Source organism: Cucumibacter marinus DSM 18995 (assembly GCF_000429865.1).
GTDB lineage: Bacteria > Pseudomonadota > Alphaproteobacteria > Rhizobiales > Devosiaceae > Cucumibacter > Cucumibacter marinus.
Genome location: NZ_AUCR01000002.1, coordinates 525,947 through 549,931, shown reverse-complemented (window position 1 = coordinate 549,931; position 23,985 = coordinate 525,947). Strand labels below are relative to the sequence as shown.

At 62.4% G+C, this 23,985-nt stretch carries 23 protein-coding genes and 1 pseudogene; 11 read left to right on the top strand and 13 right to left on the bottom strand.

Going from position 1 to position 23,985, the window contains the following annotated elements; translation table 11 throughout:
* Positions 1-321, top strand: a complete 321-nt coding sequence (locus G489_RS19285; protein ID WP_051332353.1) for an ArsR/SmtB family transcription factor — start codon at positions 1-3, stop codon at positions 319-321.
* A gap of 41 nt (positions 322-362) precedes the next feature.
* On the opposite strand, the gene G489_RS0105895 is transcribed toward G489_RS19285, so the two are convergent.
* Both G489_RS0105895 and G489_RS0105890 read right to left on the bottom strand, forming a co-directional pair.
* Positions 363-1,499, bottom strand: coding sequence for a DUF2336 domain-containing protein (locus tag G489_RS0105895; protein WP_162142409.1), 1,137 nt, complete (start codon positions 1,497-1,499; stop codon positions 363-365).
* 182 nt (positions 1,500-1,681) lie between these two features.
* On the bottom strand, positions 1,682-3,187 hold the full coding sequence (locus tag G489_RS0105890) for a catalase (RefSeq protein WP_029040759.1): 1,506 nt from the start codon (positions 3,185-3,187) through the stop codon (positions 1,682-1,684).
* Positions 3,188-3,292: 105 nt separating this feature from the next.
* Here G489_RS0105890 and G489_RS19280 point away from each other — a divergent pair, with 105 nt between their 5' ends.
* The 3 genes and pseudogenes from G489_RS19280 (at position 3,293) to G489_RS22890 (ending at position 5,962) form a co-directional block, all read left to right on the top strand.
* The gene (locus tag G489_RS19280; RefSeq protein ID WP_035871547.1) at positions 3,293-4,213 is read left to right on the top strand and encodes a hydrogen peroxide-inducible genes activator; all 921 of its coding nucleotides are present in this window, start codon (positions 3,293-3,295) and stop codon (positions 4,211-4,213) included.
* A gap of 117 nt (positions 4,214-4,330) precedes the next feature.
* Positions 4,331-4,873, top strand: a pseudogene (locus G489_RS22910) (DUF7933 domain-containing protein); the annotation flags it as partial.
* 315 nt (positions 4,874-5,188) lie between these two features.
* On the top strand, positions 5,189-5,962 hold the full coding sequence (locus G489_RS22890) for an autotransporter outer membrane beta-barrel domain-containing protein (protein ID WP_407059822.1): 774 nt from the start codon (positions 5,189-5,191) through the stop codon (positions 5,960-5,962).
* Between the two features lie 3 nt (positions 5,963-5,965).
* Here the strand turns inward: G489_RS22890 and G489_RS0105875 are convergent, their stop codons facing one another.
* The 4 genes from G489_RS0105875 to G489_RS0105860 form a co-directional block, all read right to left on the bottom strand.
* Positions 5,966-6,775 (bottom strand): methyltransferase domain-containing protein, encoded by an 810-nt coding sequence (locus tag G489_RS0105875; protein WP_029040757.1) that lies wholly within the window; start codon positions 6,773-6,775, stop codon positions 5,966-5,968.
* A complete protein-coding gene (locus G489_RS0105870) occupies positions 6,772-7,368 on the bottom strand; it encodes an MOSC domain-containing protein (RefSeq protein WP_029040756.1) in 597 nt (198 codons plus the stop codon). The genes G489_RS0105875 and G489_RS0105870 overlap by 4 nt, the downstream gene beginning before the upstream one ends.
* Positions 7,365-8,315 carry an EamA family transporter RarD gene (rarD, locus tag G489_RS19275; protein WP_051332352.1) on the bottom strand — a complete coding sequence of 317 codons (951 nt, stop codon included), beginning with the start codon at positions 8,313-8,315 and terminating at the stop codon, positions 7,365-7,367. The genes G489_RS0105870 and rarD overlap by 4 nt, the downstream gene beginning before the upstream one ends.
* A 219-nt stretch (positions 8,316-8,534) precedes the next feature.
* A complete protein-coding gene (locus tag G489_RS0105860) occupies positions 8,535-9,170 on the bottom strand; it encodes a DUF3157 family protein (protein ID WP_162142408.1) in 636 nt (211 codons plus the stop codon).
* Positions 9,171-9,332: 162 nt separating this feature from the next.
* Between G489_RS0105860 and G489_RS0105855 the strand changes: the two genes are divergently transcribed.
* Complete coding sequence (locus G489_RS0105855) at positions 9,333-10,157, top strand: glutathione S-transferase family protein (protein WP_051332351.1); 825 nt, start codon at positions 9,333-9,335, stop codon at positions 10,155-10,157.
* 231 nt (positions 10,158-10,388) lie between these two features.
* Here G489_RS0105855 and G489_RS0105850 read toward each other — a convergent pair whose 3' ends face one another.
* Positions 10,389-10,814: a GFA family protein gene (locus tag G489_RS0105850; protein WP_029040753.1), complete on the bottom strand. Its 426-nt coding sequence runs from the start codon at positions 10,812-10,814 to the stop codon at positions 10,389-10,391.
* Positions 10,815-11,065: 251 nt separating this feature from the next.
* Here G489_RS0105850 and G489_RS19270 point away from each other — a divergent pair, with 251 nt between their 5' ends.
* A complete protein-coding gene (locus G489_RS19270; RefSeq protein WP_051332350.1) occupies positions 11,066-12,457 on the top strand; it encodes an MATE family efflux transporter in 1,392 nt (463 codons plus the stop codon).
* Positions 12,454-12,882 (top strand): glyoxalase superfamily protein, encoded by a 429-nt coding sequence (locus G489_RS0105840; RefSeq protein WP_029040752.1) that lies wholly within the window; start codon positions 12,454-12,456, stop codon positions 12,880-12,882. Before G489_RS19270 ends, G489_RS0105840 begins: the two co-directional genes overlap by 4 nt.
* A gap of 80 nt (positions 12,883-12,962) precedes the next feature.
* Here G489_RS0105840 and ettA read toward each other — a convergent pair whose 3' ends face one another.
* From ettA to G489_RS0105825, 3 genes are all read right to left on the bottom strand, one after another.
* Positions 12,963-14,618 carry an energy-dependent translational throttle protein EttA gene (gene ettA, locus G489_RS0105835; protein ID WP_029040751.1) on the bottom strand — a complete coding sequence of 552 codons (1,656 nt, stop codon included), beginning with the start codon at positions 14,616-14,618 and terminating at the stop codon, positions 12,963-12,965.
* Between the two features lie 207 nt (positions 14,619-14,825).
* Positions 14,826-15,233: a VOC family protein gene (locus G489_RS0105830; RefSeq protein ID WP_051332349.1), complete on the bottom strand. Its 408-nt coding sequence runs from the start codon at positions 15,231-15,233 to the stop codon at positions 14,826-14,828.
* A 2-nt stretch (positions 15,234-15,235) separates the two neighbouring features.
* Positions 15,236-15,613: a VOC family protein gene (locus G489_RS0105825; RefSeq protein ID WP_029040749.1), complete on the bottom strand. Its 378-nt coding sequence runs from the start codon at positions 15,611-15,613 to the stop codon at positions 15,236-15,238.
* 38 nt (positions 15,614-15,651) lie between these two features.
* Here G489_RS0105825 and G489_RS0105820 point away from each other — a divergent pair, with 38 nt between their 5' ends.
* Both G489_RS0105820 and G489_RS0105815 read left to right on the top strand, forming a co-directional pair.
* A complete protein-coding gene (locus tag G489_RS0105820) occupies positions 15,652-16,200 on the top strand; it encodes a winged helix-turn-helix transcriptional regulator (protein ID WP_029040748.1) in 549 nt (182 codons plus the stop codon).
* A gap of 145 nt (positions 16,201-16,345) precedes the next feature.
* On the top strand, positions 16,346-17,863 hold the full coding sequence (locus G489_RS0105815) for a glycoside hydrolase family 9 protein (RefSeq protein WP_162142407.1): 1,518 nt from the start codon (positions 16,346-16,348) through the stop codon (positions 17,861-17,863).
* 79 nt (positions 17,864-17,942) lie between these two features.
* Here G489_RS0105815 and G489_RS0105810 read toward each other — a convergent pair whose 3' ends face one another.
* On the bottom strand, positions 17,943-18,404 hold the full coding sequence (locus tag G489_RS0105810; protein WP_029040746.1) for an Lrp/AsnC family transcriptional regulator: 462 nt from the start codon (positions 18,402-18,404) through the stop codon (positions 17,943-17,945).
* A 127-nt stretch (positions 18,405-18,531) separates the two neighbouring features.
* Between G489_RS0105810 and ald the strand changes: the two genes are divergently transcribed.
* A complete protein-coding gene (ald, locus tag G489_RS0105805; protein ID WP_029040745.1) occupies positions 18,532-19,647 on the top strand; it encodes an alanine dehydrogenase in 1,116 nt (371 codons plus the stop codon).
* Between the two features lie 306 nt (positions 19,648-19,953).
* Here ald and G489_RS21660 read toward each other — a convergent pair whose 3' ends face one another.
* A complete protein-coding gene (locus G489_RS21660) occupies positions 19,954-20,697 on the bottom strand; it encodes a hypothetical protein (protein WP_051332348.1) in 744 nt (247 codons plus the stop codon).
* 387 nt (positions 20,698-21,084) lie between these two features.
* Between G489_RS21660 and G489_RS0105795 the strand changes: the two genes are divergently transcribed.
* Positions 21,085-21,966 carry a LysR family transcriptional regulator gene (locus tag G489_RS0105795; RefSeq protein ID WP_029040744.1) on the top strand — a complete coding sequence of 294 codons (882 nt, stop codon included), beginning with the start codon at positions 21,085-21,087 and terminating at the stop codon, positions 21,964-21,966.
* On the opposite strand, the gene glgX is transcribed toward G489_RS0105795, so the two are convergent.
* Complete coding sequence (gene glgX / locus G489_RS0105790) at positions 21,959-23,983, bottom strand: glycogen debranching protein GlgX (protein ID WP_051332347.1); 2,025 nt, start codon at positions 23,981-23,983, stop codon at positions 21,959-21,961. The two genes, G489_RS0105795 and glgX, sit on opposite strands and share 8 nt — an antisense overlap.
* Positions 23,984-23,985: the final 2 nt, after the last annotated feature.

Genomic DNA, 23,985 nt, shown 5'->3' with positions numbered 1-23,985 from the left:
ATGACCACCCCGTCTGAATCGAAGGGCGACAGCAACGAGCAAAGTCTCAACGATTTTGCGATTCTGTTTGCGGCGCTTTCCGATCCGGTTCGGCTGGAGATCATCGCCCGCCTGGCACAAGAGGGCGAACTGACGGTTGGGGATCTGAGCGAACCCTTTGCGATAACCGCCCCCGCGATCTCCCGTCACCTCAAGGTGCTAGAAACCGTCGGCCTCATCGAGCGCCGCGTGGATCGCCAGTGGCGCATCTGCTCGCTGCATCGCGCCCCGCTGATGAAAGCCTGCACTTTCATGGACAAGATCGCGCGCGACACCCCGTAAGGGACGCCGCGCGCCAGTCCGTTTTGGAAATTCGCGCTGCCTCAGGCGGCGCCGACAGCCTGCTGGCCCGGTTCGGGGCGGCGGCGGAAAGAATGCGCCCGCCACAGATCGAAGATGTTGCGTGCCTCGTCCGCGGAAAGCGCCTCGAAGCGCTTGCGCACATTCTCGCGGTCTTCCTTGGTCGGCATGTCGCGCCAGGGCATGACAGCAACCACATTCTCAAACAGAACCGGGTCGAGCCCGAGCGCCCGGGAGGCCACGGTCAGGGCCACATAGTCCTGGGTCGCGAGCCAGCGCACCACGACCTCCGGCTTCACATTGAGCATGACCGTCAGGCCCGCTGCGGTGTGATGGCCGTAGCCGAACCGGGCAAACCGGTCCATGGCGCGCAAATCGAGCCGCTTGCGATCGTTGAGCGCCTTCACCTGGTTCCAGGCGATCCGCCACTCACCGGCATCGAAACCGATCCGGTTCTTGATGCGGTTGTAGACAACGGCCTGGGCCTTGCCGAGCATAGTATTGTCGGCCTGCGGCTGACCGGGATTGCCCGGCATCCGTGAACGGGCCTGCTGACCAGCCTGCGAAATCCGGTTGCCCAGCGCCTGCCAGTCGACATCGCGGCGCATCCGCATGTCGCCGGCAATCGCCGGATCCTTGGATGCGCGCTCGACAAGCTTCGGCAGGGTCTTTTCACCCAGCTCCGCATTGGAATTATTGACGAGCCGCAGCACCGACGCCTGACCCCCATGGGTCACGATGGCATCGCCCACCCGGTCGGTCACGCCGTTGCGGCCGGCCACGGCCACCCGATGCTCTTCCGAGCGTTCCTTGACCACGTCGATCAGATCGTCGTCCGACAGAACGTTGGAAAATTCGAGTAGCGGACGCGCCACTTCAATCGAATCATTGGCGAGCCTGACCACCACCGTTCCCGGCGCCCGTTCTAGCCTGGAAAGGAGATCGGCGACATGCGCCCTCGCCTCTTCCTCGACGAGATCGGCCAACTGGCACAAAACTTCATCATACTGCGCGACCTGTTCGTCGTCGCAGCGGTCTGACACATGGCTGAACAGTTGAGCCATGTTGCGGATCAGAACGTCACACTCACCGATATTGGGGGTGCCGCTCAGCGCGCGAAAATTCTCGAACGCACGCCCTGTCCCTTGATCGTCCATCATTTTCATTCACCTCCCGGCGCTTTGCCGTAGGAGACAGTATGCGGACGCCCGTTTCACGCGGCGTGAAACACGAAGATCGGTTTTAAGTCAAATCGGGACGTGGGTATTAACCCCGCCATAACCATGAAAAAGCCCCGGAACCTGGGGGTTCCGGGGCAATCGGGATGAAGACAGAAGCGGTCTTATTCGGCCGCGTTCTGGGGCGTGTTCCCGGTCACGGGCACGGCGTTGGCCTCATACCCATGCGCAGCCTTGAGGGCCGCACGCACGCCATTGCCATAGTCAGCGTGAACCTGGTCGAACAGCGCGAGCTGGCGCTCGATGATCTCGCCGGGTACGCCGCCCATTGCCGCAGCGATATTGGCGAACAGCCGGTCTTTCTGACCCTGATCGAACAGGTTGAACAACGCCCGCGGCTGCGAGAAATCGTCATTGCCTTCACGGTGATTGTACCGGTCGGCGTCACCCGAGATCTTGAGCGGAGGCTCTTGCGCGCTTTCGTCCTGCACCGGGCCGTTGAAAGAGTTCGGTTCGTAATAGGCGTCCGGATTGCCCGTCGCGATGCCGCCATAAGTGTTCATCTGACCATCGCGGTGATAGTGCGCGACCTCGACATGCGGGCGGTTGACCGGAATGCTCTCGTAATGCGTGCCGAGGCGATGACGGTGCGCATCCGCATAGGAGAAGATGCGGGCCTGCAGCATCTTGTCCGGCGAGAACGAAATACCCGGAACGATGTTCGAAGGTGAGAACGCGGCGTTCTCGATCTCGGCGAAATAGTTTTCCGGGTTCCGGTTGAGTTCCATCACGCCGATATCGATGGGCGGATAGTCCGCATGCGGCCACACCTTGGTGAGGTCGAACGGGTTGTAGGAATGCTTGTCCGCTTCCTCTTCCGGCATGATCTGGACCTGAACCTTCCAGCGCGGGAACTCACCCTTGTCGATCGATCCATAGAGATCTTCCTGGGTGGATTCGCGCGTCTTCCCGACGACGTCCTCGGCTTCCGCATTGGTCCAGTGGCGGTGGCCCTGCTCGGTCTTGAAGTGGAACTTGACCCAGAACCGCTCACCCTTGTCGTTCCACAGCGAATAGGTGTGCGAGCCATAGCCGTTCATGTGCCGCACATCGGTGGGCAGACCGCGGTCCGACATCAGGATGGTGACCTGGTGAAGGCTTTCGGGCGACAGCGACCAGAAATCCCACATCGCGGTCGGCGACCGCAGATTGGTCTTGGGGTGACGCTTCTGGGTGTGAATGAAATCGGGGAACTTCACCGGATCGCGCACGAAGAACACCGGTGTATTGTTGCCCACAAGGTCCCAGTTGCCGTCTTCGGTGTAGAACTTCAGCGCGAAACCGCGAACGTCGCGTTCGGCATCGGCTGCACCCTGCTCGCCGGCGACGGTCGAAAAGCGCGCCAGCATCGGGGTTTCGGCGCCAGGCTGCAGCGCCTTGGCCTTGGTGTATTTGGAAATGTCACCGGTGATCTTGAGCGTGCCGTAAGCACCCCAGCCCTTGGCGTGCACGGTCCGCTCGGGAATGCGCTCGCGGTTCTGGTGCGAAAGCTTTTCGATCAGTTGGTAGTCCTGCATCAGGACCGGGCCGCGCTCGCCCGCCGTGATCGAATTCTGATTGTCGGGCACAGGCGCGCCCGCCGACGTCGTCATCTTGCGCCGATCTGCCATGATGGCCTCCCATGATTAGCCAATTTTGGAATGGTTCTAACATAGGTAGCCGCTAGCCATCGTTCAAATTGATTGTTCCTTCAATTACGATAAGATCGCCTAATCATGTCGCCGACCCTCAAACAGCTTAATTATGCTCTCGCTGTCGCCCGTACCGGCCATTTTGGTCAGGCCGCGGCGCAGTGCCATGTCACCCAGCCGGCCCTCAGCCAGCAGATAAAGCTGCTCGAGGAATCCTGCGGCACGCCGATCTTCGAAAGGCGGCGCAAATCTGCCCGCCCCACCGCTTTCGGCATCGAGTTCCTGGCCCACGCCCGGCAAGTGGTTGCAGCCACCGAACAGCTTGAAACCTACGTCCAGCGCGCCGGCCATGGCGGCGTGCAACCAATCCGGCTCGGGCTCATCCCGACTATTGCCCCCTACTTGCTGCCGATCGCATTTCCGGCCTTGCGGGACGCGCATCCCGAGGTCGAGTTCGCGATCTCCGAGGGCAAGACCGAGACCTTGCTGACCGAGCTCGACACCGGCGAAATTGACCTCGCGGTCATCGCCACGGCACCCGAAGGCTTTGCCGACCGTATCGAGTCCGTGGTGCTGTTCGCCGATCCCTTCGTGCTCGCGGTCTCGGCAAAGGCCGAGCAGGTGGAACCGGCGGCGCTTGCCGCCCTGCCGCAAAAGCGCCTCTTGCTGCTCGAAGAAGGCCATTGCCTGCGTGATCAGGCGGTGGATGCCTGCCGGCTCGAGGCCGAGGCCGCACGTCTCGCCTTCGCCGCTACCTCGCTGACGACGATCATGGAGATGGTCGCGCTCGATCACGGCGTGACGCTGTTGCCGGCCATCGCCCTGGCCCGCGAAGCCGCCGATCCGCGCATCCGTATCCTCTCGTTGGCCGCGCCGGGTGCGGGCCGCCTGATCCGCCTCGCCTGGCGCCGGTCGAGCCCGTTTGCCGGCACCTACCGGCAGATTGCCGCCGCGTTCCAGCAGGTGGGGATCACGCGTCTCTCCGAAGCCCTGCCGGCGGCGTGAGGACCTGCAATACGTAAAAGTCACGATATGACGGGCACTTGCCCCCCGACTGTTGCCGATTCGTCACGCTTCGCAGTTGCCCTGACCGTTAACGGCTGATTAACTCCGGCGCTGAGGATGCTATCAGTTTCACTAGACGCGCGTTTTGCGGCGATGCGCCTGGATTTGGAGGACGGGATGACCGCCCGCCACGTTTTCGTTGCGCCGCGCCGCCATTGGACCGGCTTGGTCCGTTTTGCCCTTGCTTCAGCGCTTGGTATCGCCGCGTTCGCCGCCGCCACACCCGCTTTCGCCAACATCTTCAATGATCCGAGCTGGTCGAAATCCTTTCTGAGCGCCGGTGCACCGGGCAGCACGGTGACCCTGCAATTCACCATCGATCATACGGCGACGCCGTCTACCGGCTTCGATATCGGAAATGCCAGCTTCACCGACGATCTCGACGCAACCCTCTCCGGCCTCGTCAATGCATCCGGTCCCCAGACCGGCTTCTGCGGCGCGGGATCGTCACTGACCGGCACGAGCATCATTTCAGTGACCGGGATCGATGTGCCGGCGGAGACCACCTGCACATTCTCGATCCAGGTTTCCATCCCCGGCTCCGCAACACCCGGCTCCTACACAAACACCACCAGTAGCCTGGGTGGCGAAGTCGCGGGGACGACCGGCCCCTCCTTGTTCACGGTCGATCCGGTCTCGGACGATCTCGAGATCGTCGATGCCCCGTCGGCAACCGCGCCGATGATCCTCGACTTCCTAGAACGCCGCGGCACGATCCTGCTTGCGCATGAACCGGACCGGCAACGCCGCATCCAGCGCCTGACCGATCCCGCGAACGGCGGCGATCCCCGGCCGGTCTACGACCCGACTGTAACGGCCTCGATCGGCGACCCGGGTGCGCCGCCTCCGGGCTCAAAGGAGGCGATCGGCCTCGCCTATGCCCGCGAGCTCGCCGGTCTGTCAGAAGACCCGGTCATGTCACCTGCTGGCGGCACGCCCGAGGCATGGGACATCTGGACCGACGGCACGCTGGGTGGATACCAGCAGGGCGATATCGAGGGCTGGTATGGCATCGGCTATGTCGGCGCCGACAAGCTGGTCGGCGATGGCGCCCTGATCGGCGGCCTGATCCAGATCGACCGCTTCTCCGAAACCGATATCGGAACCGACGCCGCCCAGACCGCGACCGGATGGGCGATCGGACCTTATGCGACCTTCCGGCTTGGCGACGGTCTGTTCCTCGACACCCGCGCCACCTATGGGCACTCCGCCAACACGATCTCCCCGCTCGGGACCTATACCGACGATTACGACACCACCGACTGGCTGGTGAGCGCCGCCCTGCAGGGCGAGATACCCGATGGCAACTTCGTCTTCGCGCCCGAAGCGCGGCTCGGCTACTACCACCAGACCCAGCACAGCTATACCGACAGCACCGCGACGGTGATTCCGGAGCAAACGGTCGACCTGCTGCAAGCGGGGCTTGGCGCCGGGATCCGGGTCAGGCAGCCTTCCGCAACCGGCGACACCGAGTTCCGCGCCAAAGCCGAACTGATCGCCGACTACACCTCACTCAATGGTGGTGCTGCCACCCGGGACGCTTATGGCCGCATCGAGATCGGGGCTGACCGGCTGACCGAAGACGGCAAGCGCCTCGAAATCGAAGGGGCATACGAGCACGGCTTCGCCGGCAACGAGCTGCGCGCGCTCAGCGTCCGCGCCAAGGTCGCCGTCGATTTCGATCAATAACGCTTATCGGTGCCGGGCCAGGATCAACTGGCCCGGCGTTGGCGCGCCATCCTGCATGCGCACATTGATATCGGTGGCCTCCACAAGCGCGAAGCCACTGGCCTCTAGCTGCGTCTCGATATAGCCACGCGAATGTGCAAAGCGCTGATGCGGGGTCACCGCAAATCCGGCATCCGCGGACTCATCTGCCTCGGATGAAAAAACGACGACACCGCCAGGGTTGAGATTGGCCGCCATGCCGGCGAACAAGGCATCGAGCGCACCGACATAAGGCAGCACATCCGCCGCCGCGATCAGATCGAAGGCGGGCTCGTCATTGTCTTCGAGAAACTCAACCGCCTCGGCCACATAGAGCCCGTCATAGATGTCCTTGTCGAAAGCCATGTCGACCATGGCCTCGGACAAATCGAGCCCGACAATCTCCCCGGCCCTCTCCCCGAGTGCCTCGGCCATCAGCCCGGTGCCGCAACCAAGGTCGAGCACCCGCGCAAAGGGGCCAAGCCCCAGCGCATCGAGCCGGTCCCTTGCGAGACCGGGGACGCCATAGCCCAGTGCATCGACGAGAATTTCCTCGAAGTCTTCGGCATGCTGATCGAACAGAGTGGCCACATAGGCATCCGGTGCCTTGGCCGGCACCTCCCCGCGCCTGAGCGCGGCGAGCCGGACCGCCACCCCGCCATGATCGGCGGGATCAAGCGTCAGCACGCGTGTGTACGCTTCGACCGCTGCATCGATCCGGCCAGCCTTTTCAAGCGCCAGAGCCGCGTTATAGGCGTCGGCCAACGCCTGGTCGTCGATTTTGCGGTCCCTCAAAGCAGCGCCTCCTGCCCGTCGGCCACATAAAGGCGCTGCGGCCAGACCCGCACTGAAATCGCTTCGCCCAGAGCAATCATGCCGGGCTTTTCGACCCAACCGACAAGCCCGCGCCGTCCACGCGCCGCCTTGACAAAATCGAGCGTCAGCTCCGGGCGCCCGACGGCTTCGGCGATCTTGCCGCCGGCAACCTTGCAGGGGGCGTTGTCGCCATCCACGCGGATCACCGCTCCGCCCTCGAAAAAAAGCTGGGTGCGCGGCGGCAGTTGGGTAAAGCGTGGAATGCCCTCGATCAGCAGATTGCCGCCGATCCATTCGGGCCTGAGCTCGTCAAGGCCAAGCGCATCCGCGACGTCCGCCAGTTCTGTGGGGCACAGCATCGAGAGCTGCCGCTCATTGCGGATTTCGGTGCCGCGCGGATACCGGGGTTCGCGCCCGCCCGACAACCGGATCGGCCCGCCATGCACATCTCCCGCAATTCCCTCGAAACCCAGATCAAGGCTTTCCGCCGGCCGGGTGACGAAGTCTCCGCCATCGGCCACAAACAGCCCGACGACACGGGCCTTGAGTTTCTGGACACCGATTTCGCTCATGCGGGTTTCCTCGGAATGGGCGGTGTTTCAACCGGTGGCACCGCGCGCTGACGGCGCCAGCTGTCCCAGGTGAAGATGGACAGTGACAGCCAGATCAGCGCGAAGCTGACCAGCTTGTAGATGCCCAGCGGTTCGCCGAAAAGCCAGACCGCCATGATGAATTGGAGACTCGGCGGAATGTATTGGAACATGCCGATGGTCGAAAGGCGCAGCCGCCGCGCGGCAAAAGCGAACAGGACCAGCACGCCGGACGTCACCGTCCCCGCCATGATGATGTAGAAATAGGTGAGCGGATCGCCGATCGGTCCCGGCCCCTCGGTGGCCAGTACAAAACCGATGAACGCCGCCGCCACCGGCAGCATGATCATGGTCTCGACCATCAGGCCGGGCGCCGCGCCAACCACCACGGTCTTGCGGAAATAGCCGTAGAACCCGAAAGCGAACGCCATGGCCAGCGCCGCCCAGGGCATCGAGCCGAGCCCGAAACCCTGGATGAGGACGGCAAACACCGCGATGGCAATGGCGATCGTTTGGACGCGGTTCTGCTTCTCCTTGAGCAGCACCGTGCCCATGGCGACATTCACAAGCGGGCTGATGAAATAGCCAAAGCTCGATTCGAGCACATTGCCGCTGGTCACCGCCCAGATGAAGGCCAGCCAGTTGATCGCCAGGAACAGCGCCGAAGCCATCAGCGCGAACAGCACGCGGCGATTGATGAAGACGGCACGGACTTCGCCGAGCCGGTTCCTGATGGCAAGAAAGAGCGCAACAGAGATCAGAGCCCAGACCACCCGGTGGGCGACAATGGTCAGTGAATCGACATGATCGACCAGCTTGAACAGGAGCGGAAACACGCCCCACACGCCATAACAGAACAGCGCCGCGATCAGTCCGGCACGGATTTCACCGGCCTCGACGGAGGAAGGGGTGGAAGCCGATGGGGACATGGCGCTTTTCCGGAAGTGCTCGAGCGGTTACCGCAGGCCAAGCGATTCAGGCATCCCGGGGCGGGGTGGGACACCCGCCGAGCCGGGATGCGGCAGGAAAGGCGGCACACGCCCCTCAAGGGGCGTGAACCGGGACATCACAAGGCTAGCCCTGCCAGCCCGGCCCGTCGAATGATGTTTGCTGATGGATCCATCAATTTTCGCAAAGCCTCATGCACGCTACGGACCGACCGAAATGCCCGCGAGCACATTGTCGATGGCGCCACTCATTTCCTCGAGCAGATTGTCATTGGTGTAGAACACGATCTGCGCCGTGCCGAAGCCGTTGACCGAACGGAAATGATTGACGAAGACCACGTCGACACCGTTGAAATTGGCACCATATTCGATCACGCGCCATTCCGCGCCGCCGATTGCCAGGTCTTCCTCGCGGCGAATATCAACGTCCTCTACCGACACGTTGAGACCGGCGGCGGCGTTGAGCACGATCTGTTCGCGCAGGGCTTCATTGCCCACGGTGATCTTCTCGTTGATGAAGGCCAAACCGAGCGCCCCGTCCTTGGTGAAATAGTCTTTCTCATGCTCAGGCAACTGCTCGACTTCCTGCCAGATGGCGGCATCGAGACAGGCGGTAAGTGCCACGTTCTGGCTGTCCATGACTTCTGCGCCGGCCGAGCATTCGCCACCGGCTGCCTGCTTGGCTGAAGACTTGTCATATGCCCAGGTGAAATCATCATTCAAAACGACCGTACGGCCATTGAGCTGGACCCGGCCAAGTTCGGCGGCCAGCACCGGCGCCGAAAAAGCACAGGCGCACAGTCCGGCCAGCGCCAGTTTTGCGATTGTTGATGCCACAGCGTCCTCCTTTGCAGCTCCCCACAGGCCGAGTTTAACAGCTTGGGCCGCGAAGGCGATCAGGAATTCCGCGATTGTCGCGGCGCCCATCGAGATTTCGAGGCTGGAATCGCCGCCCCGTTTGCATAGACTGCGGCCGAAACCGAACTGTCAGGCAACACCATGAACTCACCCGTCTCCACGACCGAGAAGCCGCCTTTCAACGGCCGGCCCGCGGTCTATCACATCCCGGTCTGCCCCTTTTGCCAGCGCATCGAGGTGATGTTGGATTTGAAGGGCAAGCGCGATGCGGTCGATTTCCACGTCGTCGACATCACGGTACCGCGCCCCGAATGGCTGCTGGGCCTGACCGGCGGCACGACCGCCCTGCCCGTCATGGAAACCGACAAGGGCCCGCTCAAGGAAAGCCTCGTCCTGCTCGATTATATCGAGGACCTTTACCCCGATCGCCCGGTCAAGCGCACCGACCCTTATGAGAAAGCCCTGGAAGCCCTGATGGTCACGATGGAAGGCGGGTTCGTGGCTGCCGGCTACATGATGGTGATGAACCAGGACCGCGAGAAGCGCGAGGAATTCCGCGATCGGATGGATGCCCAATACAAGAAGCTGGACGATTTCCTCGTCGCCAATGCCCGGCACGACACCTGGTTGTTCGAGGATTTCGGTTTCGCTGAAGCGGTTTACACCCCGTTCTTCCAGCGCTTCTGGTTCCTCGACTACTACGAGAACTACGAAATCCCCGCTGAGCTGAAACGCGTCCGCCGCTGGCACGATGCGGCTATAGAACACCCCGCCGCGCAGCAGACGAGTTACGATGAGATCGTCAAGCTTTACTACGATTACGCCAAAGGCGCGGGGAATGGCGGCCTGCTGCCGGGCCGGGAAAAATCGAGCTTCACATTCGATCCCGACTGGACGACGCGCCCCATGCCGCCAAGGGACAAGTTCAACGTGAGCGCGACGGACAAGGAACTCGGGTTGGTCTGAGGGCGACCGATAAACCCGAAACCCCGCCTCACCCTGAGGCGGGAGCGCCACCGGCGCGACCCTCGAAGGGTGGACTTGCCAAAGCACATCCCGCCCTCGCCCTTCGAGGCTCGGCTTGCCTCGCACCTCAGGGTGAGGACGTGCGGCGCAATCATCCCCTCGTGTCGTCCCGGACGCTTTTGGCCTCTCGCCGACAGGCTGAGGGTCCACCCGCATCTCGGGACAGGGGCCTCACCCGTTGATCGGCTCTCCGTCGGAGAATTCGAGATATTGCGGCAGGTCGTCGGTGATCTCGAACCACGGCGCCTTGGACCCCACAAAGATATGCTCGGTCGGCCGGATGGAGGGCGTGTCGACTAGCGTGCCGAGCGCCACATGGACATAGGCCCCTTCGCGAACCACCGAATAAAGGAGCGAGCCGCACCGCCCGCAATGCACATCCTGATCGACGCCATCGCCCATGATCAGCAGATGCCCGCAGCCCTGATGCAGCACCAGCGCGTCGCGCTCGATCCCGCCAAAGGGCTTGAACGCCGACCCGGTTGTCCGCCGGCATTTAGAGCAATGGCAGTTGGCGGCGTATTCGAACGCATCTTCGACCCGATACCGCACATCGCCGCAAAGGCATGTGCCTTCAAGCATATGTTTCTCGCCCATGGTCACCTTCCATATCCCGCGCAGGCACAATCCTGACACCGGCAATGACGGACTGTCACCAACGATCCTTCGCTTGACGCCGCCGCGCCCGCCCATTAGAAGCACCGCTGGCCGCAGACGCCAGCCGCCCGCAGACATTTGTCCGGTGAAGTTCTGACACAGACCAATCCGTCTTCCTTGACGCCAGTCGCATGGATGGCAACGCGGGCCCCTTCCTTCACATTGCGACATTGGCCAAAGGAGAACGGGGCATGTCTGACACCCCAGCCAATTCGTATCTTGCCGGGCCACTCGGCCCGATCTACGCCAGAACGGCGCTGCCGATCATCTTCGTGATGGGCATGAACGGCCTGCTGGCCGTCGCCGACGCCTTGTTCCTCGGGCATTTCGTCGGCCCCGAGGCGCTCGCCGCTGTCACCCTTATGTTCCCGCTCTATATGCTCGTCGTGGCGCTTTCGACGCTCGTTTCATCCGGCATGTCGAGCATTCTCGCCCGGCGCCTCGGCGCCGGTGCCACCGGCGAAGCGCAGGCCATCTATGCCGGCGCGCATGGACTGGCGCTTGTGGTGGGCGTCATCCTCATCGCCCTGTTCATGACCCTTGGCCGTCCCGTCGCCCTGCTCGCGGCGGGCGGATCGCAAGAGCTGGCCGATCTCGGGCTGATCTATCTCGGCATCACCATCGCCTTTTCGCCCCTGTTGTTCATGCTCGCGGTCAATTCCGACGCGTTGCGCAATGAGGGGCGCGTGGGCTTCATGGCGGCGATGAGCCTTTTGGTCTCCCTCGCCAATATCGGCTTCAACTATGTGCTGATCGCCATACTCGATATGGGGGTCGCCGGCTCCGCCTATGGCACCGCCCTGGCGCAAGCCCTTGCGATGGCGATCATCCTCGGCTTCCGCCTCAAGGGGCGCACCGATTTGCGGCCTTCGGCGCTATGGCAACACAAGCTGACCACCGGCTGGACCCGCATTCTGGCGCTCGGTGCCCCGCAAAGCCTCAACTTTATCGGGCTGGCGCTCGGCTCCGCGGCGATCCTGATTGCCCTGCAATGGATACAAACCGCGGACTATGCGGCGACCGTTTCCGCCTATGGCATCATCACAAGGGTGATGACCTTCGCCTTTCTGCCCATGCTGGGGCTGAGCCACGCCATGCAGACCATCACCGGCTCGAATTTCGGCGCCGGGGACCGCACGCGGACCCGGACCAGTCTGAAAATCGCGCTGGTGGCGGCCTTTAGCTACGGGGCAACGATCCAGATCCTGTTCTCGGTCTTTGCCACGCAGATCGGCGCGGCTTTCGTCGCCGACCCGCTGGTTATCGCCGAAGTTGGCCGCATCCTGCCCGTCATCACCGCCATGTTCTTCCTCGCGGGGCCGCTGATGATGACCGCGACCTATTTCCAGGCCATTGGCGATGCCGGGCGGGCTGCGTTGCTGGGTCTGTCCAAGCCCTACGCCTTCGGCATTCCCCTCACCTTCGCGCTCGCTGCATGGATCGGGGAATGGGGCATCTGGATGGCCGGCCCGGCAGCCGAAGTGCTGTTGCTCGGGCTGACGTTCATCGTGCTGGTCCAGCTTTCGCGGGCGAACAGGCTCCCACCGTCGCCCGCGCCGATGATCGAAGGAGGCCGGCCATGACCCGCCATCTCCCCACCATCGCCGAGGCCAAGGCGCAGGCCAAACGCCTGCGCACCCGGCTGGCCGAAGAAGGACAGGAGATCGGACACGCCCAGTCGCTCGAGATCACCGCCCATCAGCTCGGGTTTCGGGACTGGAACACGCTCCACGCGGCCATCGGCAATGGCCCGCCCGATGGGTGGACGCCGGGCGGGCGGGTCGCGGGCAGCTATCTCGGCCAGCCCTTCAAGGCGACGGTGGTCGCTGTCGCGGCCCTGCAGCCGGGCTGGTTCCGGCTCGAACTGGAACTGGATGAGGCGGTCGACGTGGTGACCTTCGAAAGCTTCTCGAACTTCCGCAAACGCCTGCGCGCCGTGGTCGGCCCCAGCGGCCATTCGAAAGAGCGCACCTCGAACGGCGAACCCCAGCTCAAGCTGGAAATGTGACCAATAAAAAAGGCCGGGCAAATGCCCGGCCTTTTCAATTCGATGGACCACAGACTGCCAGCCGCGCCAGCGGCCTGCAACTACCGCGTGAGCGGCTTGTAGCTCACCCGCTTGGGGTTGACCGCATCGGGGCCGAGGCGGCGGACCTTGTCGGCCTCATAGTCGGCGAAATTGCCTTCGAACCATTCCACATGGCTGTCGCCCTCAAAGGCGAGGATGTGGGTGGCGAGACGGTCGAGGAACATGCGGTCGTGGCTGATGATCACCGCGCAGCCTGCGAACTCCTCGAGCGCTTCTTCAAGCGCGGCCAGGGTCTCGGTGTCGAGATCGTTGGTCGGCTCATCGAGCAGCAGGACATTGGCGCCCGATTTCAGCATCTTGGCGAGGTGAACGCGGTTGCGCTGACCGCCTGAAAGCGTGCCCACCGGCTGCTGCTGGTCCCCGCCCTTGAAGTTGAAGGCCGAGGTATAGGCGCGCGAATTCACCTCGCGCTTGCCCAGCGTGATCACGTCATTGCCTTCCGAGATTTCCTCCCAGACGGTCTTTTTCGGATCGAGCGCGTCGCGGCTCTGGTCGACATAACCGAGCTTGACGGTCTCCCCAACGGTGATGGTGCCGCCATCGGGCTGTTCCTGCTCGGTGATCATGCGGAACAAGGTGGTTTTACCCGCGCCGTTCGGCCCGATCACGCCGACAATGCCGCCCGGCGGCAGCGAGAAGGTGAGATCGTCGATCAACAGCTTGTTGCCATAGCCTTTGCGCAGGTTTTCCGCATCGATGACGTTCTGGCCGAGCCGCGGACCGGCGGGAATGACGATCTGCGCCTTGCCCGACTGGCTGCGCGCCTCGTTGATCTTGACCAGTTCGTCATAGGCCCGGATACGCGCCTTGGATTTGGTCTGCCGCGCCTGCGGGCTCTGACCGAGCCATTCCTTTTCGCGCTGCAGCACCTTCAAACGCGCCTCGTCCTCGCGCTGCTCCTGCGCATAACGCTTGGTCTTCTGCTCGAGATAGGCGGTGTAATTGCCCTCGTAAGGAATGCCCCGGCCCCGGTCGAGCTCGAGGATCCAGCCGGTGACATTGTCGAGGAAGTAACGGTCGTGGGTGATGATCAGCACCGCGCCGGGAAATTCGCGCAGATGCTTTTCAAGCCAGGCCGTGGTCTCCGCATCGAGATGGTTGGTCGGCTCATCGAGCAGCAGCAGGTCCGGTGCGGACAGAAGAAGCTGGCACAGCGCCACCCGGCGCTTTTCACCGCCCGACAGGTTCTCGACACTGGCCTCGGGCGGCGGGCACCTGAGCGCCTCCATCGCCATCTCGACCTTGGAATCGAGGTCCCACAGGTTTTCGGCATCGATCTGGTCCTGAAGGGCGGCGCCCTCCTCTGCCGTCTCGTCCGAATAGTTCATCATCAATTCGTTGTAGCGGTCGAGGATGGCCTGCTTTTCCTTGACCCCGATCATGACATTGCCGCGCACATCGAGGCTCGGGTCGAGCTGCGGTTCCTGCGGCAGATAACCGACCTTGGCGCCTTCGGCGGCCCAGGCTTCGCCGGTGAACTCGGTGTCGATCCCGGCCATGATCTTCAACAGCGTGGATTTGCCCGCGCCATTGGGCCCGAGCACACCGATCTTGGCATCCGGGTAGAAGCTGAGATTGACCCCGTCGAGAACCTTCTTGCCGCCCGAATAGGTCTTGGTGAGACCATGCATGTGATAGATGAACTGACGCGCCATAAGCACCTCTCATGAAATGCGGCCGGAATCGCGCCGGCCGCCCGCAAATTCTGTCGTCGCGGCGGTTTATGGCATTCGGTGGATTGGTGCAACCAGCCCAAAGGTTCGGCCGAACAGCCGACCGAGCCGTGGCGTCCCGGCAAGGCGTATCATGCACCACCCGGATAAACCGGGTGGTGCGTACTTACATCGGTTCAATGGAAGCCGCTATGGCAGGGCGTAAAACCCCAGAGCATTGCCGAAGGGATCGGCAAATTCGGAATAGGTCACAATGCCGGGAACCTCGATCGCCTCACCGGTGTCGATACCGGCCTCGGCCCGGGCCGCCTGCGCGACTGCCATATCCTCGACCAGGAACCGCACGACGGCGCCGGTGGGCTGGTGGTTTTCCACCTCGAAGATCTGCAGCCAGACATTAGGCGTGGCCTTGAACTCGACAACGCCGGGAGCGGGCTCGAATTTCTCCGCACCGCCCCCCAGAAGCTGACCGTACCAGGCTTCCGCCTCGGCAAGGGACGGAACCGGAATACCGACTGTCACTTCACCAAAAGGTTCTGCCGAAGCAACACCGCTGCAGCCCGCCAACAAGGCCGACGCCAGGATCAATTGGCGCATGGTTATGCGCCTTCCTTGAGATCTTCGGCAAGCATCATGGCGTTGCCATCGGGATCGTAGAAGGTCGCGGTCTTGACCATGCCTTCGACGACATCGGTCTCCCCGTCGAACGTCACGCCGGCGCCTTCGAGCTTCGCCCGCGCGGAATCGAGATCGGCAATCCCGTATACCGGTACACAATTGCCAGGGGCCGGCTTGGTATGTTCACCAAGTCCAATCGTCACTCCGTGAGTCTTGGTTTGCAGCTCCGACCACCCAGCTTCATCGGCATGATATACGGTCTCGAACCCCAACATGTCTTCATACCATTTCGCGCTGGCATGGCGGTCCTTGACCGACAGTGCGATGGTGATGGTGTCTTTTAGCGATATCAAGGACATGGATTCCCTCTCGTCAAAAATTATGCTAACTATATTTAATGGACATTAATTCCCTTGTCAACGTCACCTCCCGGGCCTGGGCGGTGCCCATTCTGTGGAGCCTTCATGCCGGGGTCGCGGGCCGGCAGGCGCCCCTGGTGGCGGCGACGGGCGCGGGCAGAACCGCCTTCGCACAAAGCATGGATCACCTGATCGATGCCGGGCTGATGGAACGCAATCCCGGCTATGGACATCCCCTGCGTCCGGAATTCCGGCTGACCGCAAAAGGCAAGGCCTTCGCCCCCCTCGCTCACCGGATTCGAGAAGCGGTCAGCGACGATGACCTTGAGCTTCTCCGCAAGTCCTGGACCCTGCCGGTCCTCGCCGTTCTCCACACGCCGCATCAGTTCAACGATCTGGCCAGGGCCTTGTCCCCGATCACCGACCGCGCCCTGTCACAATCGCTCAAGGCCATGGAGGAGCGCGGATGGGTGACCCGCACCATCGACGACACCGCTCGTCCCCCGCGCTCGATCTATGCCGCGACGGGCACCGGCAAGCGGCTCAGCGACATCATCGCCACCGAGGTCGAGTTTCCCGAAGACTGACCGCCTGAACGCCCCCCACCCCTCTACATTGCGCATTTCCCGCATTGCGTCCCTCTGTATTTTGTGGGAACGTTACCACTATGGGAACGATCTCACAATGAATGCCGATCCGGGTCGGAATGGTGTGATGATCGAGGGAGGATACATGATGAAATTGAACGGCCTAGTGGCCGGGGCGCTCGCCACCGGCCTTGTTTTCGGACTGATCGCCAGCGCCAATGCCGCCGAAATCACCACGAGCGACTATGCCGAGGCACTGCCCCTCGCCGTCAAGTTTTTCGGCGCCCAGCGCTCGGGTGACAATCACAACTGGCTGTTGGCAAGAAACCCGGCTGGCAGCACGTGCCACCTCGGGGATGGCGAGGCCTATGCGTCCGGCTATGATCTGACGGGCGGCTGGATGGACGCCGGTGACTTCCTAAAATTCACCCAGAACAATGCTTTCACCGCCCATTCCCTGCTCAAGGCCTATGAGGTCTGGCCTGATGCCTTCGCGGATCTTGACGACATTGCCTATTCGGGCGTGCCCAACGGCATTCCCGATATACTCGACGAGGTGAAGATCGCGACCGACTATTTGCTGAAGGTTATGCCGGACGACGACACGGTCATCGCCCGGGTCGGCGGCAACCAGGATCACGACAATCTTTATACCTGCCCGACGATGAGCGCCCTGCCGGCAGAGCAAGGCGGCGACCCCCGCCCCGTCTATGCGGACGGCAAGGCGAATACCGCGGGCATCGCCGCAGCCGCGCTGGCGCTGATGTCGAAACTCTACATGCCCTATGACGCGGATTACGCCGCGGCAGCCCTTGCCCAGGCGAAGCGCCTGGATGCATTCGCCAAGGCCCATCCCGGCACGGTCGCCGATGGCTATTACCCCGAAGGGGTCTGCGAGACGCCGGAGGGCGAAGACGTCACTTATGACGAAGACTATTACGAGAATGGACGGTGCGCGGCCAACTGGACCGATGGGGAATATCGTGACGCGGAGATGTGCGGGGCGATTGAGCTGTATCGCGCCACCGGCGAGACGACCTATTTCGACCGCGCCAGCGCCTTGAGCGCCGAACTCGACGATCATGGCTGGGTAGTCGGCTGGGGTCAGAACGAGGATTATTGCCGCCATTCCCTTGCCCTGGCGGGCGACGAGGCGGCGATCGCGCTTCTCAAGACGGCGAATGACAGGGCAATCGACCTTGTCAGCGACAGCCCCAATGTGAAGGGCCTCGCCTATTACATGCCCTGGGGCAGCCTCAACTCGGCCCTCTCCGCCGCCTTCTCGGCCGCGCTCACTTTTGAGCTGACCGGCGAGGAGAAATATCGGGACTTCGCGGTCTCCCAGGTCGACTACGCGCTGGGTCAGAATGAATATGACCGCTCCTTCATTGTCGGTTGGGGCCACAATCCGCCCCAACATCCCCACCACGCCAACACGCTTGGGGTCGACGATGGCGACTGGGAAAAGTTCTCCAATGAGACGCCCATGGCCTATGAGCTGACCGGCGCCATGGTTGGCGGTCCGACCGAGGAAGCCGAGGACGTGACCAAAGCCGGCTATGAAGACGACATCGCCGACTATATCGGCAATGAAGTCACCATCTATTACAACTCTGCCCTTGTGGGCGCCCTTGCGTTCGCGGCGTCGTCTTCAGCGCCGTGACCTCCCGGTCGGGCTATCCGGTCGGGATGTGGCGCCACCTCACAGGACGGGAGCGGTCCCTATCCCGCCCGAGGCGGTGTCAGACCGGGTAGCCCGACAAGGGTTTGACGATGCGGATCGCCATGTTCGAATGGATCCGCGCCACATGCGGCAGCCGGGACAGCCGCTCGCGGTGAATGTGCTGGAAGTCTTCAACATCCCGGCACACGAGCCGGAGCAAATAGTCATACTGGCCGGCCAGGAGCGTGCATTCGAGAATTTCGGGCGCCGCCCTCACCGCGCTCTCGAAGGCCTCGAGCGTGGCCTCCGACTGGTTGGTCAGGCCCACCTCGACCAGAAACATCATGCCGAAGCCGGCCTTGGCCGCGTCGAGCCCGGCGCTGTATCCGGTGATGATGCCTCTGTCTTCGAGTTGTTTGACCCGCCGGTGACAGGACGAGGCCGACAATCCCACCTGCTCGCCCAGCTCGATCATCGACAGCCGGCTGTCGCGCTGCAGAACCCTCAGGATTCGCCGATCGATATCGTCGAGAACGCTCATTCGAACAAATCCGCCATCCGTGCAGTTTCATCCCGCAGATGACACAATCAGGACAGGGAATGCAAACCAATTCGCCGGGATTTGGGTTATACGCACTCCCCTAATCTCAAGTTGGAGGGATCCCCCAATGCGCATCGGCGTACCCAAGGAAATCAAGAACCATGAATACCGCGTCGGCCTGACACCGGAGAGTGTCGCAGAACTGGTCGGCGCGGGCCACGAGCTCTTCGTCGAAACCAAAGCCGGCGAAGGTATTGGCGCAGATGATGCGCGCTACACGGAGGCAGGCGCCAAGATCCTGCCGGACGCGGCGTCGGTCTTCGACACCGCTGACATGATCGTCAAGGTCAAGGAACCTCAGGCCGTCGAGCGCGCCATGCTGAAGCCCGGCCAGATCCTTTATACCTATCTCCATCTCGCTCCTGATCCCGATCAGACAGCCGACCTCGTCAAGTCCGGCGCCGTCTGCATCGCTTATGAAACCGTCACCGACGACCAGGGCGGGCTCCCGCTGCTCAAGCCGATGAGCCAGGTTGCGGGCCGCATGTCGGTCCACGCCGGCGCCAACGCGCTTGAAAAGGCCCATGGCGGCCGCGGTGTGCTGCTGGGCGGTGTGCCGGGCGTGCTGCCGGGCAAGGTCGTCATCATCGGTGGCGGCGTCGTCGGCTTCAACGCGGCCCAGATGGCCGTCGGCATGCATGCCGACGTCACCATTCTCGACCGCAACCCGAACGTGCTCGAAAAGCTCGAGAACCACTTCGAGTCGAGCGCAAAGGTGCTCTATTCGACCACCGCAGCGCTCGCCGAGCAGGTTGCCGCTGCCGATCTCGTCATCGGCGCCGTACTGGTGCCGGGCGCTGCCGCCCCGAAGCTCGTGACCCGCGACATGCTGGGCACGATGGAGCGCGGCGCGGTGCTCGTCGATGTCGCCATCGACCAGGGCGGTTGCTTCGAGACCTCCAAGGCCACCACCCATGCCGAACCGACCTATATGGTCGGCGATGTGGTCCATTACTGCGTGGCCAACATGCCGGGCGCAGTGGCGCGCACCTCGACCTATGCGCTCAACAATGTGACCCTGCGCTTTGCCATGGACATCGCCAACAAGGGCTGGAAGCAGGCCCTCAAGGATGATCGTCACCTCAAGAACGGTCTCAATGTCTGTGACGGCAAGGTCACCTGCGCCCCGGTCGCCCGCGACCTCGGCTATGACTATGTGCCGGCAGACAACCTGATCGGCTAAAGCGTTTCCAGGTGAAGTGGATACCGGTTCACCGTTCGGAAACGCGACAACAAGAAAACCGGGGCCGTTCAGCGCTTCCCTGGAACGCTGACCGGGCCCGGCGCGCGACCTCTTCCTCCTCCGCGCGAACGGGGCCGGGCTTCACGCCCGGCCTTTTGTTTGTTTTGAGCCAGAAGAACCGGGCCCTGAGGACCCGGCCCTTCCCGGGAGCCCCCCAGTCCCATCAAAAAGAACCGGGCCTTGCGGTCCGGTTCTTCACGGTATCATCCGGTATTTGGCCCTGGGAGGGGAATGAGTGGAGTAGGATTACAGGACGTAGAGGATGATCCGGTTGCGCTGTACATCCATCGCGATGACGCGGGAGATGTCGACCCTGACCCGGTTGGCAATGCCGCTCGTGCGGAGCGCCTGCTGCACCGAATAGATGGAACCCGAATAGCGCGGGAGGATCGGATAGAGCTGGGTGTAGCCACGCCGACCCAGCCAGCGGCGCACATCGACGATCTGAACATCGACATAGCCGTAGGAGGCCAGCTGGATATTGGCCCAGCCGCGCGACTGCATCAGATAGAGCAGGTAGTCGATGCGGCTGTTGCCGGTGCGGATGGTGCCACCGCCCCCGCCGCCGCCACTGCCGCCGCCAGAATAGACATCGCCACTGCCGCCGTTGCCGCCGTTGCCGCCGTTGCCGCCATTGCCGCCGTTGCCGCCGGAACCGTCGCCACCGCCGCCAAGACCGATATTGACGCCGATGCCGGTACCCCCGCCACTGTCGTTGCCGCCGAGGCCCAGATTGACATTGGCGTTAACCCCGCCACCACCGCCATTCGATCCGCCGCCGAGTCCGACGTTGACGCTGGTGTTGGTGCCACCCGAGCCGCCCGAACCACCAAGGCTGACATTGGCATCAACGTCGTTGTCGTCGTCATTTTCCAGGACGTCGACACCGATACCACCGACATTGAGGCTGAGGGACTGGGCCGGCACGGTCGAAAACGCCAGCGCCGCAAACGCCGGGACCAAAGCCCACTTCAAATATTGAAAACGCATGTCAGTTCTCCCGTTTGCGAACAATCGCTAACTGAAGCCTGACTCCATTTTCCTGTATAGTAATAAACCTCAAAGACTCAATTGAAACAAAACAACATTACTTTCAAGTCTTCGACCAAAATGCCAATCGATTCAAAGCGTTATTTACTTAACTTATGCGACAATCGACATGTATGCGTATTGTTCCCGATGAGGAAATGCATCCAGTCCCGGCCGCGTGTGCCAGTAAAAATACCTAATTACTTAACATGTTCAGACGGTATCAGTGAGTGTTACTGACCTTTATTTGACTCGACTCCGTGCCGCCGCCAGCCCATTTGTCGCAGTGACGTTCGTTTGACGAATTGAGACAATCATTAGATATTTCCCGTAGGTTTGGAGCGCAGAATGGACGTATTGAACGCCATGTCGGTCTTTGTGGCCGTAGCTGAAACCGGCGGCATCACCTCGGCGGCAGAACGGCTTGGCTGTTCCAAGGCCATTGTCAGCCGTACCCTCAGCCTGCTTGAGGACCGGCTCAATGTCCGCCTGCTCAACCGCACCACACGCAAGGTGTCCCTGACTGAAGCAGGACAGGAATATCTCGACCACTGTCGGGCCATGCTCGAGCAGAACTACGAGATCGAGAGCCGGTTCGCCGCCAGCGCGCTCGAGCCGCAAGGAAGACTTCGCGTTACTGCCCCGGTCAGTTTCGGCATCCGTCATCTTGGGCCGGTACTGCCGAAATTTCTCGAACTCAATCCCAAGGTCCAGATCGACCTCGAGATGACCGATAGCTTCGTCGATCTCGTCGAGAACGGGCTGGATCTCGCCATCCGCATCGGTGCGGCAGGACAGGATTCGCTGATCACCCGCAAGATCGGAGAAACCGTGCATGTACTCGCCGCCGCCCCGGCCCTGATCAAGCGCATGGGCGGCCCGCCATCTTCGGAGGCGGAACTGCGCAACTGGCCGATCCTCAATTACACCCTGCGGACGAGCCCGCCGCCATGGTCAGGCGCGCGCAGTTTCACCGCGAATGACCGTATCCGGTCGAACAATGGCGATGTGCTGATCGGCATGGCCGAGGCCGGCCTCGGCCTGTGCTATATGCCGCGCTTTCTCGCCGACCAGTCGATCGCAGACGGCAAGCTCGAAATCGTGCTGCCCGATATCGCAACCGAACGCACCCCGATCCACGTGCTCTACCCGCACCGGCGCAAGCTGGCGCTCAAGACCCGCGTTTTCATTGATTTCCTCGCCGAACATCTCGGCCCCAACGTCACCTGACGTCTTCGGCGACCGCAACCAATGCCCGCACTGACCGGGCCGGCAGCGTCAGCTCGCGTCCCCCGACTTCGACATCTCCATCGAGCGGCGCCAGCGCCTGCCAGCGCCCGAGCGGTGATTTCGGCAGATGCACCAAACGGGTTTCGTGAGCGCGGTTGAACCAGATCAGCACCGCATCATCCCCTTCCAGCAACCGTAAACCGAGAATATCGGCTTCGGCCAGCTGCCAGTCGGCGATTTCCATCTCGCGGCCATCGGCATTGTACCAGATGCAGTCGCGCCGCCCGCTCTCATCGGCATGCCCGTCGAGAAATTCCGGAGCGTGCAGTGCTGGGTGATTGCGCCGCAATTCGGCAAGCGCCGCGACATGGGCAACCAGGTCCCCATCGGCACTGTCCCAGTCCACCCAGCTCAAGGCGTTGTCCTGGGCATAGGCATTGTTGTTGCCCTGCTGGCTACGGCCCAACTCGTCTCCGGCCAGCAACATGGGTGTGCCGCGCGAAACGAACAGCGTCGCGAGCAATGCCAGAATGTCAGCCCGCCGCGCAGAGTTGACCTGTTCGTCCGTGCTCGGCCCTTCAACCCCGTTGTTCCAGGCGTAATTGTGGTCGTGCCCGTCGCGGTTGTCTTCGCCATTGGCCGCGTTGTGCTTGCGCTCATAGGAGACAAGATCGGCCAGGGTGAAGCCATCATGGGCGGTGAGGAAGTTGACACTGGCAGCCGCGTGGCGCCCGGTGTCGCGGAACTGGCGTGCGCTGCCCGCCAGCACATCGGCGAGACGCCCCACAATCCCCTCATCACCACGCCAGAACCGGCGCACCGTGTCGCGATACTGATCGTTCCATTCGTAAAAGGGCGAGGGGAAATGCCCCAGCTGATAGCCGCCCGGCGCCGGGTCCCAGGGCTCGGCGATCAACAGGCATTTGCCCAGCAGCTTGTCCTTGCGGATCGCCTCAATCAGCGGGGCATGGGGATCATATCCATGTTCGGTCCGCCCCAGAACGGGCGCCAGATCGAACCGGAACCCGGATATGCCCCCGGCTTCCACCCAATGCTTTAGGCTTTCGACCGTCAGACGCTGGACGATGGGGTGGCTGGTATCGAGAGCGTTGCCGGTCCCGACCAGATTGTCGAGCGCGAGTCCCTTCTCGGTCTCGCGATAGCGATAATAGCTCAGCGCATCGAGCCCGCGAAAACTCAGCACCGGGCCGAGGTCATCGCCCTCCCCGGTATGGTTGTAGACAACGTCGAGCACCACGGCGATGCCGGCCTCCGCATAGGCAGCCGTCAGTTCGCGCACATCCCCCATGCCCCCGGGACAAAGCCGCGGATCGGGCGCGAACATGGTGATCGGATTGTAGCCCCAGGAATTGGTCAGCCCGAGCGCCGGCAGATGCCGGTCATTGGCCCAGGCCGCCATCGGCATCAGTTCGACCGTATCGACCCCGATGCGATGCAAATGCTCGATCACCGCCGGTTCGGTGAGCCCCGCAACCGTGCCGCGCAGCCGCTCTGGCACATCCGGGTGCAGCTTGGTGTAGCCGCGCACATTGAGTTCATAGATCAGGCCGGGCGCTTGAATCTGTTTCGGGCGAAATCCGGCTAACGGCTTGCAGACAAACGCTTTTGGCACGACCGGCGCAGTGTCGCCTGCTTCTCCCCTCGGCGCGCTCAGCACCTTGTCGAGTTCGAAGGGACGATCGATCCGCTGGGCCCATGGATCGACCAGAAGCTTGTCGGGATCGAACCAGAATCCGCGGGCCGGATCATAGGCCCCTTCGGCGCGCAAACCGTATTTCGCGCCCGAGCCGATCCCTTCAACGCGCCCGAAATGAATGTCCCCTTCGCGCCCGTCGAGAATGAAACGATGGGTCTCATGGTCGGCCTCGTCGAACAGGCAGATCTCGATCCACTCGGCATGGGCGGAGAAGACGGCAAAATCGACGCCGTCGGCATGCACATCGGCCCCCAGCCGTGCCGGAGACCCCGAACCGGGAACCAAACGCGGATTGACCATGG